At 43.6% G+C, this 15,472-nt stretch carries 18 protein-coding genes; all 18 read right to left on the bottom strand.

What is annotated here, in order from left to right; genetic code table 11:
* Positions 1-239: 239 nt before the first annotated feature.
* From bluB to cbiE, 18 genes are read right to left on the bottom strand one after another with little or no spacing between them, the layout of a single operon-like run.
* The gene (gene bluB, locus V5E38_RS08680; protein WP_499212954.1) at positions 240-890 is read right to left on the bottom strand and encodes a nitroreductase family protein; all 651 of its coding nucleotides are present in this window, start codon (positions 888-890) and stop codon (positions 240-242) included.
* Between the two features lie 48 nt (positions 891-938).
* The gene (locus V5E38_RS08675) at positions 939-1,802 is read right to left on the bottom strand and encodes a GHMP family kinase ATP-binding protein (protein ID WP_499212953.1); all 864 of its coding nucleotides are present in this window, start codon (positions 1,800-1,802) and stop codon (positions 939-941) included.
* Between the two features lie 19 nt (positions 1,803-1,821).
* Positions 1,822-2,790: a cobalamin biosynthesis protein CobD/CbiB gene (gene cbiB, locus V5E38_RS08670; RefSeq protein WP_499212952.1), complete on the bottom strand. Its 969-nt coding sequence runs from the start codon at positions 2,788-2,790 to the stop codon at positions 1,822-1,824.
* Between the two features lie 7 nt (positions 2,791-2,797).
* Positions 2,798-3,496, bottom strand: coding sequence for an adenosylcobinamide amidohydrolase (locus V5E38_RS08665; RefSeq protein ID WP_499212951.1), 699 nt, complete (start codon positions 3,494-3,496; stop codon positions 2,798-2,800).
* Between the two features lie 22 nt (positions 3,497-3,518).
* A complete protein-coding gene (locus V5E38_RS08660; RefSeq protein WP_499213544.1) occupies positions 3,519-3,845 on the bottom strand; it encodes an adenosylcobinamide-GDP ribazoletransferase in 327 nt (108 codons plus the stop codon).
* A 13-nt stretch (positions 3,846-3,858) separates the two neighbouring features.
* On the bottom strand, positions 3,859-4,167 hold the full coding sequence (locus V5E38_RS08655; protein ID WP_499212950.1) for an adenosylcobinamide-GDP ribazoletransferase: 309 nt from the start codon (positions 4,165-4,167) through the stop codon (positions 3,859-3,861).
* Complete coding sequence (gene cobU, locus V5E38_RS08650) at positions 4,167-4,703, bottom strand: bifunctional adenosylcobinamide kinase/adenosylcobinamide-phosphate guanylyltransferase (RefSeq protein WP_499212949.1); 537 nt, start codon at positions 4,701-4,703, stop codon at positions 4,167-4,169. The genes V5E38_RS08655 and cobU overlap by 1 nt, the downstream gene beginning before the upstream one ends.
* The gene (gene cobD, locus V5E38_RS08645; protein WP_499212948.1) at positions 4,700-5,803 is read right to left on the bottom strand and encodes a pyridoxal phosphate-dependent aminotransferase; all 1,104 of its coding nucleotides are present in this window, start codon (positions 5,801-5,803) and stop codon (positions 4,700-4,702) included. Before cobD ends, cobU begins: the two co-directional genes overlap by 4 nt.
* Positions 5,803-6,360, bottom strand: a complete 558-nt coding sequence (locus V5E38_RS08640; protein ID WP_499212947.1) for a cob(I)yrinic acid a,c-diamide adenosyltransferase — start codon at positions 6,358-6,360, stop codon at positions 5,803-5,805. Before V5E38_RS08640 ends, cobD begins: the two co-directional genes overlap by 1 nt.
* A gap of 15 nt (positions 6,361-6,375) precedes the next feature.
* Entirely contained in the window at positions 6,376-6,945 is a 570-nt protein-coding gene (locus V5E38_RS08635) for a nitroreductase family protein (protein WP_499212946.1), read from the bottom strand.
* A 1-nt stretch (position 6,946) separates the two neighbouring features.
* On the bottom strand, positions 6,947-7,732 hold the full coding sequence (gene cobA, locus V5E38_RS08630; protein ID WP_499212945.1) for a uroporphyrinogen-III C-methyltransferase: 786 nt from the start codon (positions 7,730-7,732) through the stop codon (positions 6,947-6,949).
* Between the two features lie 19 nt (positions 7,733-7,751).
* On the bottom strand, positions 7,752-8,792 hold the full coding sequence (gene cobT / locus V5E38_RS08625) for a nicotinate-nucleotide--dimethylbenzimidazole phosphoribosyltransferase (protein WP_499212944.1): 1,041 nt from the start codon (positions 8,790-8,792) through the stop codon (positions 7,752-7,754).
* Positions 8,785-10,305 carry a cobyric acid synthase gene (locus V5E38_RS08620; protein WP_499212943.1) on the bottom strand — a complete coding sequence of 507 codons (1,521 nt, stop codon included), beginning with the start codon at positions 10,303-10,305 and terminating at the stop codon, positions 8,785-8,787. The genes cobT and V5E38_RS08620 overlap by 8 nt, the downstream gene beginning before the upstream one ends.
* Positions 10,298-11,668 carry a cobyrinate/hydrogenobyrinate a,c-diamide synthase gene (locus V5E38_RS08615; RefSeq protein ID WP_499212942.1) on the bottom strand — a complete coding sequence of 457 codons (1,371 nt, stop codon included), beginning with the start codon at positions 11,666-11,668 and terminating at the stop codon, positions 10,298-10,300. Before V5E38_RS08615 ends, V5E38_RS08620 begins: the two co-directional genes overlap by 8 nt.
* Positions 11,669-11,685: 17 nt before the next feature.
* Positions 11,686-12,807, bottom strand: coding sequence for a cobalt-precorrin 5A hydrolase (locus tag V5E38_RS08610; RefSeq protein WP_499212941.1), 1,122 nt, complete (start codon positions 12,805-12,807; stop codon positions 11,686-11,688).
* A 5-nt stretch (positions 12,808-12,812) separates the two neighbouring features.
* A complete protein-coding gene (gene cobM / locus V5E38_RS08605; RefSeq protein ID WP_499212940.1) occupies positions 12,813-13,580 on the bottom strand; it encodes a cobalt-precorrin-4/precorrin-4 C(11)-methyltransferase in 768 nt (255 codons plus the stop codon).
* On the bottom strand, positions 13,577-14,278 hold the full coding sequence (gene cobI / locus V5E38_RS08600; RefSeq protein ID WP_499212939.1) for a precorrin-2 C(20)-methyltransferase: 702 nt from the start codon (positions 14,276-14,278) through the stop codon (positions 13,577-13,579). Before cobI ends, cobM begins: the two co-directional genes overlap by 4 nt.
* 2 nt (positions 14,279-14,280) lie before the next feature.
* Positions 14,281-15,471, bottom strand: a complete 1,191-nt coding sequence (cbiE, locus tag V5E38_RS08595) for a bifunctional cobalt-precorrin-7 (C(5))-methyltransferase/cobalt-precorrin-6B (C(15))-methyltransferase (RefSeq protein WP_499213543.1) — start codon at positions 15,469-15,471, stop codon at positions 14,281-14,283.
* Position 15,472: the final 1 nt, after the last annotated feature.

Here is a 15,472-nt window from a genome sequence, read left to right as displayed (position 1 = left end):
TTGACAGATTGAGGTTCTTTGAGGCCCTGCAAATAGTCGACAAACTAGGGTGTCTGTAATCATCACCCCAAGCATAAAGATGATTCCTAATACAATTGGCATAAAACTGGCCGTATTACCTACATCAATCGCCTAAATCAATGTTTGACTAACCGTTCCCACCAATCAGTATCACAAAAAAGGGATTCGTTGTTTCTTACAACATCTTTGGCAGGAACATTCCCTTAATTCCTCAACTTTTAAATTTTTTCCTGATTTCCCCATTCTTCAAAAAATATTAGATTCTGAAGAGTTCTTCTTTTCTCCCAATTCGCTTGCTCTAGAATGGGGGCGGATGGATATTCATTGGTGTATCCAATCGAAATTAAGGCGATTGGATCAATATGAGGCGGAATCTGCAAGATATCCCTGATATCATTTTTCTTATAAAAACTTACCCATCCCATCGCTAATCCCTCTACATATGACGTAAGCCACATGTTTTGGATTGCACAGGCTACCGATAGAATATCCGTTTCCGGGATCGAGTTTCTTCCTAATACATGGGAGCCCCCACGTGTGGAATCACAGGTGACACAAATGATTAAAGGTGCCTGTTTGATGCCCTCAACTTTCAGTTCTAAAAATTTTGTTTTTCGTTCATCCTCATAGTGGATGGCCAATGCTTTTCGTTCCTTTTCTGCCGCCCAGGCCAATCGTTCTTTTATTTCGTCTGAAGAAACGATTATAAAATTCCAGGGTTGCATAAACCCTACGGATGGCGCATGATGGGCCGCTTGAAGAACACGTTGAATCACCTCAGGACTTACCGGATCCGGGAGAAAAGTGCGGACATCTCTCCTTTTATAAATGACATCGTAAATCAATTCTCGTGCCTCTTGACTAAACATGTTAACCCCCTTTTGAAATCAAACTTTGTGAATATTTCAAATCATTATCTATTCCTTGCTTTCATAATGAAATAAATTTATAGGTACACCCTTGTAAGCGAGTGACATTTCCCTAATTAAGTGTGAAACCACCAATTCACTATTTGGAAGATTTCCATCTAGTAAAATACCCGCGACCGTTCCACTGTGGGCGACAACGATTCCGCCCTGATAGTGATCGGCTAACTGATCTAATAGAGGAAAAACAGGCTTAGGCAATATTTTTTGATTCACCCTTGCGCTGAGGGTTGCTGCCTCACCAATATAAGTTATATTTTTTTCCTTAAACCCTTTTGTAACCAGATCAAAAGCTTTAATAAATTGCTGTTGATCGTCCTGGCTGTACACTTTCGGAACTTCATTAAATTCTATTGTGTTGATCATACCACCAAGATCGATACCAACGAGGATGAATGGAGGTAAGGTCCCAAAGCTTGCAATCAGCTGACCGTGAATATATTCATAGACCACGACTTCCTCATACATTACCCCGTCGGTAGGTTCCACTTTTGCGGCAATCATCGAGATCATTTCATTTGTGAGCGGAATACTATAGCTGTCAGCAATTGCTCTTAATGAAGCAACAATATCCGCAGAACTGCTAGCCATCCCCTTGCCGGGAGGGATATTGGAATGTATTTCAAGATACCCACCTTTTCTTATCCCCACAAGTTCGAGTAACGATTCACCCGCTTTCTTCGCTTTCATTTTTGAATTTACGACCCTTATCTGGGAAACGGCTGTGTCAGGAACAAATCTAGCCTCACTTCGTAAACACTGGATAGGCAAAGTGATTAAAAACGGACGCTCTTCCATGATACCTTGGACCAATTCTCCAAATGTGCCATTGCAGCTTCCTCTTCCTAGTTTCATTGTACAGGCTCCTATCCTCTTACTTCATGGAAAGCTCCACTAATATCGAAAGTACCATAAATAATACGACACAGATAATGGAGGTAGTTTTCATAATCGTTACTGTATGTAAAATATCATCTGCTTTGATCTTCCGTAATGGTTCGCCCATCTTTGCCCGTTCAGAGACTTTACCGAAATAATAATTCGTTCCTCCAAGTTGGATCTGAAGTGCACCTGCAATTGTCGCTTCTGGGTATCCGCTATTTGGACTCGGATGAAGTTTAGCATCCCGTTTCATCATTTTCCAAGCGCCTTGTATATCGAGACGTTTAATCGAACAAGCAAGTAGCATCATTCCAATCGTTAACCGGGCAGGAAAATAGTTTAATAGATCGTCTAGTCGAGCCGAGGCCCAGCCTAAGTTTTGATATTTTTCATTTTTATATCCTACCATCGAATCTAACGTATTAACCGCTCGGTACAACATTGCAAGCGGGGCACCCCCGATAAGGGCAAAGCATAACGGTGATATAATGGCATCGACAATGTTTTCGGCTACGGTTTCCACTGCCCCACGCGAAATTTCACTTTCCTCAAGGTTTTCTGTATCTCTTCCGACAATCATTCCCAGACTTTTTCGTGCAGCCCTTAAATCCTGATTTTTCAAGTGTCGGAATACTTCCAACCCTGCATCAGCCAATCCTTTTGTCGCGATGGTCGTTGAAATTATCCAGATTTCCGCAATGACAGCAAGAACGTGATTCACTTGATTGAGCCAAAAAAGCAGCAAAGCAATGATTAAATAGCTGCCGCCAGCAATCAATATAGGAAATAAGAGTCCTGCCAGTTTCAAATACCTTTCCTTTACAATGAAAAAACGAATCGCTTTTTCCAAACGACTAATAGACTTCCCAATGATGACCACCGGATGTAGCAGCTTACGGGGGTCACCAATTATTCGATCAATAAGATAAGCAATAACAATATAAATGGCATGAACTAACATCGAATTCTCAGCCCTCCTGATTCCTTACTGCTTCACATGTGGCCTCATAAACAAGGCAGCCAATCGTATTCCCAATGGTAGTGGCGGTACCCGCAAAAAGATGGGTTGGAAGATCGTCTGCTTGACTGGTAGCCAAGACAACTGAATCTGTGGTCGTTCCAGTCGCAAACTCTCCAGAATCCACTTTTATTTGTAAATCTTGCATCGCTGTGGCCTTTGCCTCCGTTGCGGTGATAATCCCGTTAATCATCGCAGCCTCTGTCAGTCGGCCATCAATAAACAAAAAGGTGTTAATCGTTCCGCATTGGTAAGCTGAAAAGGTCTTCCGCTTTCTTCCTGCCCTTTCTCGATTTCCTACACCTGCGGTGACACAACAAACAATCCGAAACTCATCACCATAGTCCTCTTGGATGGAAGCACAATGAATTTTAGCTGCTGTTTGTAATCCTGCGGTCTGTTCCAACGGGTATTCCCATTCGATGATTTTTTGTTTCATTAGTAGAATGGGGTCATTGGAGTCATAATCCAATGGGACCTGCCAATTGACAAAATGGCTGACCTGTTGGAAGCCCCCACCATGAACGGCACTACTGAAAGCAGCCAATCTCCGTGGGAACTGAAATAAGAGATGGTCCTTTTTTTTCACTATCGTTATTTCCGGCCATATTCTCGATGTATACTGATTCTGTTTGCGAAATGGCTGCACCTTTTTCTCCTCACTTTTATCACTAATTTGATATCGTTAACAACTTCGTTTGGTCATACCAATCCATCACCATAGCTTTTCCGTGTCTAAGGTTTAATCCTGTTCCCAAATAGCTAATACCTAAAATCAAAACCAGATGGATCAACATAATACGGTACGATAAAAAGGCTGATAGACCGGATCCAAGTCCTACCTCGTTTCGATACGGCCAGAATTTGATTGCACAAATCAGCAAAAATCGCGCCATCCATGGACTTAATACAAGGATCAACTGCTCACGAAGTTTAACTACTTCATACACCGCAACTATTTTTTCTGCAATTAAACAGATCGCAGCAATAACACCCATCGTACCCACGCGGCTATCCTTTATAATTTTTTAGCATTTGCTCACGGCTTCGATTGCTGCCAAATCCATCCGCTAAATCCATCCAGCCATCGATATGTAAACCACCTGTGATCCATATCCAGACGAGAACAATTAAAAATGCACTGACCGGAGTTAGAAACAACCTTCCAACTCCGGTCACAGCCAACCATAACAAGCCGCCAATCAACAAACTGATCAACGGAAAATAAAGGGGCTTTTTTTTCCAATCGGTATTTGAAACCTCTATCTTCGGAACGGGTATGCTAGTGAGGAACATCAGGTCTGCTAGGAACGCCTTCATTATTTCAGCCTTAATGGCAGACCGGAAAAGACTGTATAAGCTTCATCTGCTTCTGCTGCCAATAATTGATTGATTTTTCCTAGAACATCCTGAAAAAAACGCCCCAACGAAGATAACGCGACACCACCTAGACCTACCTCATTAGAAACGACAATCACATGCTGATGATTTTCTTTTATCACCTTAATCCAAAGATCCACTTCCTCTATTAAACTGGTTTTCTTGTTTTCTTCCTTGAGTTCCTGATCTGTTAACCACATACAATGATTGGACAGCCACGAAGAAATACAATCAACTAAAATAACATCGTAACCTTGATAGACGTTTTGAACAGAAGTTAGTTCGTTCGGTTCTTCTAATAAATCCCATTCACTAGGGCGCCGCTTCATATGGCTATCAATTCTTTTCACCATTTCTTGATCTGCTTGAACTCCAAACGCAACATAAAGGACTCTACCTGCATGACTGAAAGCCAAGCGTTCCGCAAATTCACTCTTCCCGGAGCGAATTCCTCCAGTGACATAGGTTAAGGTCATGATGGTTTCACCTCTTTACTTACTTCAATTAAGGATTGGATCAAGCATTGATTTTCTTCTTCAGTTCGAATCGCAATCCGAAAATCCTGATCCGTTAGCCCCGGATACATGTTACAGGCGCGTATTAAGATTCCTTTACGACCCATGCGCCACTGTAATTCAGCCGCCGTTATGCCAGCTGTTATCCTAACTAACAGAAAATTGGCTTGACCGGGAAAAACCTTCCACCCAAGCTTTTCTTCAATGGCTAGTTTAACAAAGCTTCTTTGCTCCTGAATTAGGGAAATCGTTGCTCCCTCGTATACCTTTTCGTTTAGGACCGCTTCACCAACCAATAGTGCCATTTGGTTGACACTCCAAGTTACTTGTTTTGCCTGAAGCTTTACTATCAGGGTTGGATCGGCCACCATATACCCCAGCCGGAGACCAGGGATCGCATAGAACTTTGTCATCGAGCGAACCAGGATTACCTGTTTCCAACGTTGCAAATCATCAAGCAGCGTGATTCGTGTTTCGATCGGAAGAAAATCAATAAATGCCTCGTCTATAATCAAATATGTATTTGTCTTCTTTGCCTGTTCTGCCATCTCGACAAGTTCTTCCTTTGAATATGTTACACCAGTGGGATTGTTGGGATGTCCGACAAATACAAGATCGGTTTTCGCTATTAATTGAAGTAATTCCGATTGATCAGGCTTAAAATCATTTTCTGCCCTGCCGACCAATGAATTGATAGTAGCACCATAAGCTCTAGCAAGCTCTTCGTATTCAGAGAAGCAAGGATATACAACCCCCACTGTTTCAGGCTGTAATCCTAAAATTGCAAGGGCGATACACTCTGCTGCTCCATTTCCTATTAAAATCTGTTCTGGTGAAACGGAGTGTTTTTCCGCCAGCTTTTGTTTAAGAACACGATGGGCGGGATCGGGATAATGGACGATCGACTCCAGTTGCTCCTTTATCAACTCAATTACACTAGCAGGTGGACCGAGTGGATTGATATTCGCACTGAAATCTAACAGCTGCGATGCATCTTTACCAAACAATTGTTTGGCCGTTAGTAAATCGCCACCATGTCCAAATTTTTCAAGATAGACCATTAAAACTCAATTCCCTTCACCGCAGGAATTCCTTCGTTATAATAATGCTTAACGGGCTTCATTTCGGTTACTAAATCCGCACAAGCGATGATTTCATCTTTGGCCGACCGTCCGGTAATCACCAAATGCATCCCCTTAGGGCGCTGCAGAATCAACTCAATTACTTCTGTTAACGGAAGGACATCGTCTATCGGGAATTTATCAATCGCGAGCGCATTATTTAGTTCATCTAAAATGACAACATCATAGCCGCCAAACTGGACCTTTTCTTTTGTAAAAGACCACGCGGTTTTTAGAGCTGCTCGATGTTCCTCTGGTGTTTTCGTCCACGTAAAGCCGATTCCTGTCTGCACGATTTCAATCCCTAATTTTTTGAACGTAATTTTTTCCCCATACGTTCGTTCAGGCGATTTAATAAATTGAATCATAAGCACCCGATTTCCCCGGCCTGCGGCACGAACTGCGAGGCCAAGGGCTGACGTCGTTTTCCCTTTTCCATCACCGGTGTAAACTAAAGTAAGACCGCGCTTTGCTTTGTTTTCAGTTACCTCTTCCATACGCTTCACTCCTCTTTACAACCAGACTGTCTTTTCTTCAAAGGATGTCCGAGCCGGCACCTTCGCCTTTTTTAATACTTCTAGATCGGGATAACCGATAAACAAATTCCCGATGATTTTCTTGTTTTCGGGTGAGCCAATAAACTCATACATTCGTTGGTCACGAACAAGTCCGACTCCCCTTGTCCGCCAGACCAGACCTAATCCCAATTCTTTGGCGGAAAGCCACATCGAATGGATCGCACAGCATACGGCATATTCATTATCGGCAGATGCCTCTTCATCGTCTGGAACGATGTCAGCGGTAACAACAATATGGACCGGTGTTGTTTTTAGTACCTTTAAGGAGCTTTCGATTAAATTTGGTTTGGTTGGAAAGCGTTCCTGTAGATATTCATAGGCCAACGCTTCATAGCGTTTTTTTGCTTCGTCTTTAATCACATAAAAGCTCCATGGTTCACGCATCCGGTCATTCGGTGCCCATGTCGCTGCTTCTAATAAGTTGTGAATCTTTTCGTCCTCGACCTCTCGAGCCGCATAATCACGGATCGCTCTTCGGCTTTTGATTTCCGCTAAAATCGACATCTTAGACCCTCCCTATTCCAACTAATTGTTTTTCTTCTGCCTCTTGAAACCAGCGTAATTTCTCGCGAAGACCGACCACATCACCCACTAGAACAATCGCAGGATGAGTAATCCCGGCTTCTAGAACCCGGACTTCGATATCCTTTAAACTCCCGGTCACCGTTTTCTGATTGGCCGTGGTCCCCCATTGGATAACGGCGGCTTTCGTATCAGGGCTTTTTCCGTTCTCTATTAATTTGGAAACAATATAAGGTAAATTCCCAATTCCCATATAAAAGGCAATCGTATCGATTCCTTGAGCGAGAGCTGACCAATTTAATTGATCCTCACCCTTTTCCGCACGGCCGTGGCCTGTGACGATCGCGAAGGTGGAAGCATAATCGCGATGGGTCACAGGAATTCCGGCATAAGCAGGCGCTGCAATACCAGCTGTAATCCCTGGCACTATTTCATAATGAATCCCATGTTCTGCAAGAATTTCCGCTTCTTCACCGACACGGCCAAAAATGCAGGGATCGCCTCCTTTTAATCTGGTGACAGTCTTGCCCTGACTGGCTTTTTCAATTAACAGCTGGTGAATTTGATCTTGAATGATCTGATGTTTTCCTGGCAGTTTTCCACAAAATATCAACTCTGCCTCCGCCTTTGAATACTTCAACAGTTCCTCATTTACTAAACGGTCATATAAAATCACATCCGCCTGTTGGATACACTCCATCCCGTAAACCGTGATCAGCTTAGGGTCTCCCGGTCCAGCACCAACAAGATACACTTTTCCATTTGTCATCTTCTCGCTCCTTACTAACTCACTCATTTGAAATTCCAGCTGATGCAAAAGTGGCCATTTCTTTCAGCATTAAGGTCGCTGATTGTAAGATTGGAAAGGCAACTGCTGCTCCACTTCCTTCTCCTAACCGCAAATCTAAATCAAGTAGTGGCTTCTTGCCTAATAACTGTAGCGCAATTTCATGTCCAGGCTCGACGGAACGATGGCCAACAATCATATACTCCGCTGCTGTTTTACAGATTTCCCTTGCCAAAAGAGCTGCAATCGTACAAATAAACCCATCTACCAATATCGGAATCCGGTTTTGAGCGGCGGAGAGCATTGCTCCTGTCATTCCGGCAATTTCCAAACCACCAATTTTTGCTAAGATATCGAGGGGATCATTCTGGTCAGGGTTCCTTTCCTTTATCGCCCTTCTGATGACCTCTTGTTTATGACGAATTTTTTCATGTGCAATCCCTGTTCCTCGACCGACGAGTACATCGATGTCCTGCCCGCTTAAAACCGCTGCAATCGCACTACTTGACGTCGTATTACCGATCCCCATTTCACCAACAATAAGGCATTTGATTCCTTGTTTAATCATCTGTTCTGCCCGTTCATAGCCAACAGCGATGGCTTGTTCAGCCTCTGCTCTTGTTATTGCATCTTGTTGGCAAAAATTGTTGGTTCCATAGCGAATTTTTCGATTCACTAACCCGTCAGCCTCAATATCTGCTGCCACACCGATATCGACGACTTCAAACATGGCTCCGATTTGCCGGCTAAAAACATTGATGGCCGCACCGCTGTTTAAAAAGTTTATGACCATTTGCACGGTAACTTCCTGTGGGAAAGCGGACACCCCTTCATCGACTACACCATGATCGGCGGCAAAAACTATCACACCGGGCGGTGACACGACCGGGAATGATTCAGATGTCATTTCCGACAGATGAATGGCTAATTCCTCTAATCTCCCCAAACTTCCCGGAGGTTTGGTTAACGTTTCGATATACTCACGAACTTGCTGTCCCATTTCTCTATCAAGAGGCTTGATTCCTGTTATTACGCTATTCATTGGATGATCTCCTTTTTTGATAATCCTTCATTAATTGTTCAATGACATTTAGTTTAACGTGTCCCCTTACATGTTCTGCCAGCCTGTCAAACGCTTCTTCCCGCAATTGGTTAAAAGATGGTCTCATGTGGATGGGCTCCAATCCCTTTTTACGGCGGAGCTGATTAAGTAATTCCTCACGAAATTCATCATTATGGAATATCCCATGAAAATAAGTGCCAATGATGGTTTCGTCTGGGGAATGACAACCATCCCATTTTTCATTTGTAAAAATAAGCCCTTGGGACGCCCCTGTCGCCACGGTTTCACCCATATGAATCTCGTAACCTGTCACATGAAAGTTTTTTCCAAAAAGATGTAACTTCCCATTTGATAGGATCGTCGTCTTATCTTTCGTAATGGTAGTTCCAATTGGCAATAACTGAAGGCCTTCGATTTCTTTATGGAGAGACTCGATCGCCAACGGATCCTCAATTTTATCACCGAGCATTTGATAACCGCCGCAGATCCCGAAAAGAACGGAGTGTTTCTTTTTATGTAATTCTGCTATTTTTTGAGCGATGCCGCTCTTTCGTAAAAATAGTAAATCTTCAATTGTATTCTTGCTGCCCGGAAGAATGACTAAATCCGGATGGAGCAATTGATCCGCTCTTGTTATAAAACGGACATGACAATCCGGCTCAGCAAAAAATGGGTCGACATCGGTGAAATTTGAGATTTTCGGATACTGAATCACCGCGATATCCAATTCTTTTTCAGTATTTTGAGTATATGTATATTGATTTAAAATCACAGAATCCTCGGCATCAATATTTAGATTCTCCAAGTAAGGAATCACGCCGAGAATGGGTTTTCCTGTATATTCCTCAAACCACGTTAATCCAGATTCTAGCAGGCGGAGATCGCCGCGGAATTTATTGATGATTACACCAATTACTCGATCGCGGTCCTCTGGTTCCATCAGCTGAAGGGTTCCTACTAAACTAGCAAACACTCCGCCTTTTTCGATATCCCCAATTAAAATCACAGGGGCATCTGCCATTTTGGCAACCCGCATATTAACCATTTCCCGGTCATTCAGATTAATCTCGGCCGGACTACCAGCCCCTTCAATGACAATTCGTTCATAATTTTGGGACAGGGTCGACAGTGATTGTTGAATAAGTTCCAATCCCGTTTGAAAGAATTCCCGGCGGTACCTTCCTGCTTCCATATTTTTATATGGTTTACCATGGACGACAATTTGGGATTGGTTATCCCGGTTCGGCTTTAGTAGAATCGGGTTCATATCGGTGGTTGCCTGAATACATGCGGCTTCGGCCTGAACTCCCTGTGCTCTGCCGATTTCTTTTCCATCCACTGTGATATAGGAATTTAATGCCATATTTTGTGATTTAAAGGGAACCGTTTTATATCCGTCCTGTGCGAAAATCCGGCAAAAGGCGGTCACGACAACACTTTTGCCAACATCCGAATTGGTACCTTGAAACATAAGTGGAAGAGCTTTAGTCATTTTGTTTGAACTCCTTACATTTCTTCACCCAATTTTCGACAAGCTCAGGGCATGAGCCAAAATGAAAATGGGTATAACCTGCAATTAAATTCCCTTTCCTATAGCCCTCCTGTTTAAATCCACGAATTCCTTTCGTTTGGTAGGCCGGTTCAAAAACCGTTCTCGGATGAAAGGTGGAGTAGTGAAATTCATGGCCTCTTGCAGTCAGATTTCCTGCTAACAAGAAATTTTCTTCTTCTGCAGTGATTTCGCGGTATCCCAAAGCAGCTAGTTTTGTCTGCATTTTCACCTTTCCAGGAATGATCCCGACCATTTTGTAACTCGTTTCATCCGTTGTTTCCAACGATTCAGTTAAGTACATAAACCCGCCGCATTCCGCCAAGGTTGGAAGTCCTTTTTCAATGGCCGTTCGAATCGAGTTTTTTACCTCTGTCTGTTTGGTCAGCTCCTCCGCAAATTCCTCTGGGAAACCGCCACCGATATATAAGCCATCGACTTGTTCCGGTAGGCATTCACCTTTTAATGGAGAGAACTCGATTAGCTCGGCTCCGGAGGCTACTAACATGTCGAGGTTTTCCTGATAGTAAAAATTAAAAGCGGCATCTCGTGCAACAGCAATTTTTACAGTTGCCTGCTCCGCTCTTTTAAACTGGGATTCTTTTATCTTTAAAAAGGGGGCTTGTGCCAAGTCATATATAGAATCTACATCAACGGTTTCAAGGACTAATTCACCTAGTTGCTCAAAAAATGGATCCAATTCTCCTCGTTCAACAGAGGGTATCAACCCTAAATGCCGTTCCGGAATCGAGAGTTCCTCGTTTCTTTTCAAATAGCCAAGGACGGGAATACCGCATTCTTGCTCAATCGCGGTTTGAACGATTTTAAAATGCCCTTCGCTACCCACCCGATTGGCGATCACCCCGACAATATTGGCTTCCTTCAGAAATGTTTGAAATCCCTTCACAATGGCCGCCGCACTACGGGCCATGCTGGCACAATTCACGACCAAAATGACCGGACTTTCGGTGACGAGACTGATTTCGGCAGTTGATCCTGTATTATTTAGAGGATTTTTCCCATCAAAGAATCCCATGACCCCCTCGATGATGGAAATATCCGCGCCATTACTTGCACGGTTGACAATTTCTTTGACCATCTCGTGGTTGAGCATCCAGCTGTCAATGTTTCTTGACGTTCTCCCTGTGACCGCCGTATGATAGGTCGGATCAATATAATCTGGACCGCATTTAAAGCCCTGGACTGTATAGCCCTTTTTCCTTAAAGCAGACATCAGCCCGATTGTCAGCGTTGTTTTTCCGACACCGCTGCCTGTCCCTGCAATTACAAGTCTACGAGTAGACATTCTATTTCCCTCCTCTCTCAATAAGGAATCACCGCAACCGATATGGTGACATTACCTGATTTCTTCTTCATCAACGTTAGATGTTCCGCTGCGCTGTACATTAAAGCAGCCGGCTCACTGACGCCGTATGCACCGGTAAATTTAAAGACTGTTTCAGAAGGGTTCTGAAGTTTAATGGAATTCAATTCAGCTGGTGTGTAATAAATAAACTCCCAATGGTTCTTTTTCACCACTTCGAGCAGTCCTGCTTCATCCTTTTTTAGATCAATCGTGCAAACCGATTTGACACTTTTTTTTGAAAACTCTAATTCCTCAAGCGTTTCGTCGATTACTGCTTCGATTTCCGCTGCAGTGGTCCCACGGTTGCAGCCCAATCCAAGGACGATCACCTTTGGTCGATATAAAACACCATTTTGTAAAATCTCCGTTTCGTCTTCGAATAAATTCCGATGGGTTACTACTAAGGCAGCATCTGGCTTTGCGACCAGCGCTTCTTGGATCGATGAATACGACTGAATATTTCCTGGTAGCGGCCGGTCATATGGCCACCAGTCTTTTTCGCCTGACTCCTGAACCACGGCGATTTTTTCTTCGTTCACAACCGAAGCGCTAACGGGAGTTAGCTTATCAGCCGAGTCCCAAATCCAGCCAAACCGTTTTCCGAACAAATCAACCGCAATCGTTTCTTGTACATCTGAAGCTGTGGTAATAATGGGACGGGCCTGTAGGGCGGCCGCCACTTCTTTCGTTAGTTCATTGGCACCGCCGATATGGCCTGACAGCACGCTGATTACATGTTCGCCCTTATCGTCGATAACGACAACCGCAGGATCTGTTTTTTTATCCTTTAAAATAGGTGCAATCATTCGGACTACGGCTCCTAGGGAAATGATGATGATCAGCCCCTTATAGGCCTCGAAAAGAGAAGGCAGAAGAAGGCGAACGCTTCCGGTAAATAACTGGATGTCCTTAATCCTCTCATCTCCTTTTTCAAACTTCGCCATATAATAAACATCGGCATTTTGAAACGAATGTCCCAGCTTGCGGGCCAGTTCGACCCCATGCTTTGTAATGGCGACAACCGCATAGTCCCCCTTTTGCTGGATGACCGCCTTTTGCGCTTCTTGGAGCTCGATCATTACGACTACACCCCCCTGCGGAATCCGTGTGTAAACGTTTTGTCATACAGCTTGGAACGATAATCTTGTTCGTGGATGTTTTCATCCAGTGCCCATCCTGCTAAAATCATCGCTTGTTTACGAATCCCGTTTATACGCATATCCTCGTCTAATCGTTCCAGTGTGGTCCGGACAATTTTTTGATCCGGCCAAGTCGCTTTATAAACAACCGCAACAGGAGTGTCCTTGCTCCAGCCTGCCCCAGTCAATTCCTTGACAAGTTTCTTCGTTAACGTCGCACTTAAGAAAAGTGCAATCGTGCAATGATGTTTTGCTAAATCAGCCAGCTTTTCAAATTCTGGTACAGGTGTCCTACCCTCGGCTCTTGTCAGGATCACGGTTTGGGTTAAATCAGGAATCGTCAGTTCAGCTTGAGCGGCCGCGGCGGCTGCAAACACAGAGCTCACTCCTGGAACAATCTCTATTTCGATTCCTCTCTTCTTTAACAAGACGATTTGTTCCATAATCGCCCCATAGACAGCCGGATCGCCCGTGTGTACACGAACAACCTTTTTCCCTTGCAGGATACGGTCAGCCATGACGTCAACCATTTCTTCTAAGTGCATCCCGGCGGTTTTCAATATTTCGGCAGAAGGTTTTGCTTTAGCAATTAAGTCTTCGTTTACAAGAGAATCCGCATATAGAATGACATCTGCCTCCTGAAGATGCTGAAGACCTTTTACCGTGATTAAATCAGGATCGCCTGGTCCGGCACCAATGATATAAAGCTTCATTTTCTCACCACCATTAATGTTAAATATTCAAGCTCCGCTCCTTCGAGCTCATCTGCCCTCCAAATAATTTCTTCATCCGATGTTACCTTTGTGACGACTGAAGCCTTGTCAAGCAAATCTAAATCACGTAATACTTCTAGCATTAAATCAATCACTTTCGCTACTTTTATAAAAATGACACAATCATTGTCTTGAATGACTTTTTTCATGGTTTCATAGTCATCCCGTGCTGGAACAATCGCCACATGCTCATCCCCATCTGCCAATGGAATTCCCAGCCTAGAAGCCGCCCCATTGATGGACGAAATCCCCGGAACAACTTCAATCGGAACTTGTGGATACTTCTCCTGCATCAAACGCATCATATGAATAAACGTGCTGTATAAAAGAGGGTCCCCTTCAGTTACAAAAGCGACATCCTTTCCCTCTTTTAGCTTCGCCCATACATTTTCCACGGTTTCCGCCCATTTTCTTTCCAATGTGGCTGGATCCTTTGTCATAGGAAAGACAAGGCCCAGCATTTCTTTTTCGTTCGGCTGAAAATAGACATCAATGATTCGATGGGCATAACTTTTGCTGCCCTTTTGTTTTTTCGGATAAGCAATCACTGGTGATTCCTTTAATTTACGAAACGCCTTAACAGTAATGAGCTCTGGATCCCCCGGGCCAACCCCAAGGCCGTATAATGTACCTAACATGTTTATTCCCCTTCCTTGCGCCATGCTTCGATTATGTAAATCGGATTTAATGCATCAAATCTTGTCAAATTCAAAATGGGCTTACTTCTGGATATTTGAGCTAGAGTAATGTTCGTCTCATATCCCCGCTCTTTAAACACAAGCATCGCTTCTGAAAGATTTTCAATTGTGACGGCATTTAAGACAATGCGTCCACACGCTTTCAAGCGGCTACAGCAAATATCCAAAATGTCTTCCATCCCACCTGCCGTCCCGCCAATAAACACTGCATCCGGATCCGGGAAGGTTTCTAGTCCCTCTGGTGCTTTCCCATGGACGAGAGATGCATCGACACGGAACTTTGCTAAATTTTGCTTACAGTTTTCTAGGTCGCCCTCGTTCTTTTCGATGGCAAATACTTGTCCTTCCCTGGCGATTTTCGCTGCCTCAATCGCAACAGAACCTGTGCATGTCCCAATATCCCAAACCGTGCTATCTTCTTTTAACCTTAGGACACTAATGCTTAGTGTGCGAATTTCCTTTTTTGTAATTAAGCCCTTATCTGGTTTACGCTGTAAAAATTCCGAATCGTCAATGCCAATTGGCCAATGTGGGCTTTCCCCCTTTTTCTTAAGAATAACTACATTAAGAGGTGAAAACTCTTCATCCTTCATTTCAGCAAGGGTAAACCAGCGGCATCGTTCCTTGTCACTGCCAAGGTTCTCGCCAACAAACGCTTCATATTCAGTCATGCCAAAGGAAAGCAAATACTGAGCGATTTTATTCGGTGAATTTTCTGTATCGGTTAAGATTGCGACTGTTTTTTTTCCATCGACTCGCTGTGCCAACCCTTTTATACTCCTGCCGTGAACACTAGTAAAATAAGCATCCTGCCATCTTTCTTTCATTCTGGCAAAAGCAAGCTGGATTGAACTTATATATGGATAAATATCCAAATCAATTTTAGAAGATAAATAGCTTCCAATTCCATAGAACAATGGATCTCCGGAAGCTAGAATCACTACGTTTCTCGTTTCCGACTGCAACTGTTCCACTAGAGAATTAAGCCCGCCTTCAATCGCCATTTTTTCGCCGGCGAATTCAGAAAAAAAAGAAAGCTGTCTTTTTCCTCCTATTAATAGTTCACTTTCATTAATCCACTTTTCGTACATCGGGAGCAGGCTGACTTTCCCTTCGTCCCCAATGCCGATCATT

Origin of the sequence: Rossellomorea sp. GAMAL-10_SWC (assembly GCF_049568075.1) — a bacterium.
In the GTDB taxonomy this organism is placed as follows: Bacteria; Bacillota; Bacilli; order Bacillales; family Bacillaceae_G; genus Gottfriedia.
Note: the sequence above shows the minus strand (reverse complement) of the source record. Positions and strands in the feature narration are given on the sequence as shown.

Coding starts and splice junctions, on each gene's coding strand:
- bluB (WP_499212954.1), bottom strand. CDS start 890: ATGTTTAGTCAAGAGGCACGAGAATTGATTTACGATGTCATTTATAAA.
- V5E38_RS08675 (WP_499212953.1), bottom strand. CDS start 1,802: ATGAAACTAGGAAGAGGAAGCTGCAATGGCACATTTGGAGAATTGGTC.
- cbiB (WP_499212952.1), bottom strand. CDS start 2,790: ATGTTAGTTCATGCCATTTATATTGTTATTGCTTATCTTATTGATCGA.
- V5E38_RS08660 (WP_499213544.1), bottom strand. CDS start 3,845: ATGGGTGTTATTGCTGCGATCTGTTTAATTGCAGAAAAAATAGTTGCG.
- V5E38_RS08655 (WP_499212950.1), bottom strand. CDS start 4,167: ATGAAGGCGTTCCTAGCAGACCTGATGTTCCTCACTAGCATACCCGTT.
- cobU (WP_499212949.1), bottom strand. CDS start 4,703: ATGACCTTAACCTATGTCACTGGAGGAATTCGCTCCGGGAAGAGTGAA.
- cobD (WP_499212948.1), bottom strand. CDS start 5,803: ATGGTCTATCTTGAAAAATTTGGACATGGTGGCGATTTACTAACGGCC.
- V5E38_RS08640 (WP_499212947.1), bottom strand. CDS start 6,360: ATGGAAGAGGTAACTGAAAACAAAGCAAAGCGCGGTCTTACTTTAGTT.
- V5E38_RS08635 (WP_499212946.1), bottom strand. CDS start 6,945: ATGTCGATTTTAGCGGAAATCAAAAGCCGAAGAGCGATCCGTGATTAT.
- cobA (WP_499212945.1), bottom strand. CDS start 7,732: ATGACAAATGGAAAAGTGTATCTTGTTGGTGCTGGACCGGGAGACCCT.
- cobT (WP_499212944.1), bottom strand. CDS start 8,792: ATGAATAGCGTAATAACAGGAATCAAGCCTCTTGATAGAGAAATGGGA.
- V5E38_RS08620 (WP_499212943.1), bottom strand. CDS start 10,305: ATGACTAAAGCTCTTCCACTTATGTTTCAAGGTACCAATTCGGATGTT.
- V5E38_RS08615 (WP_499212942.1), bottom strand. CDS start 11,668: ATGTCTACTCGTAGACTTGTAATTGCAGGGACAGGCAGCGGTGTCGGA.
- V5E38_RS08610 (WP_499212941.1), bottom strand. CDS start 12,807: ATGATCGAGCTCCAAGAAGCGCAAAAGGCGGTCATCCAGCAAAAGGGG.
- cobM (WP_499212940.1), bottom strand. CDS start 13,580: ATGAAGCTTTATATCATTGGTGCCGGACCAGGCGATCCTGATTTAATC.
- cobI (WP_499212939.1), bottom strand. CDS start 14,278: ATGTTAGGTACATTATACGGCCTTGGGGTTGGCCCGGGGGATCCAGAG.
- cbiE (WP_499213543.1), bottom strand. CDS start 15,471: ATGATCGGCATTGGGGACGAAGGGAAAGTCAGCCTGCTCCCGATGTAC.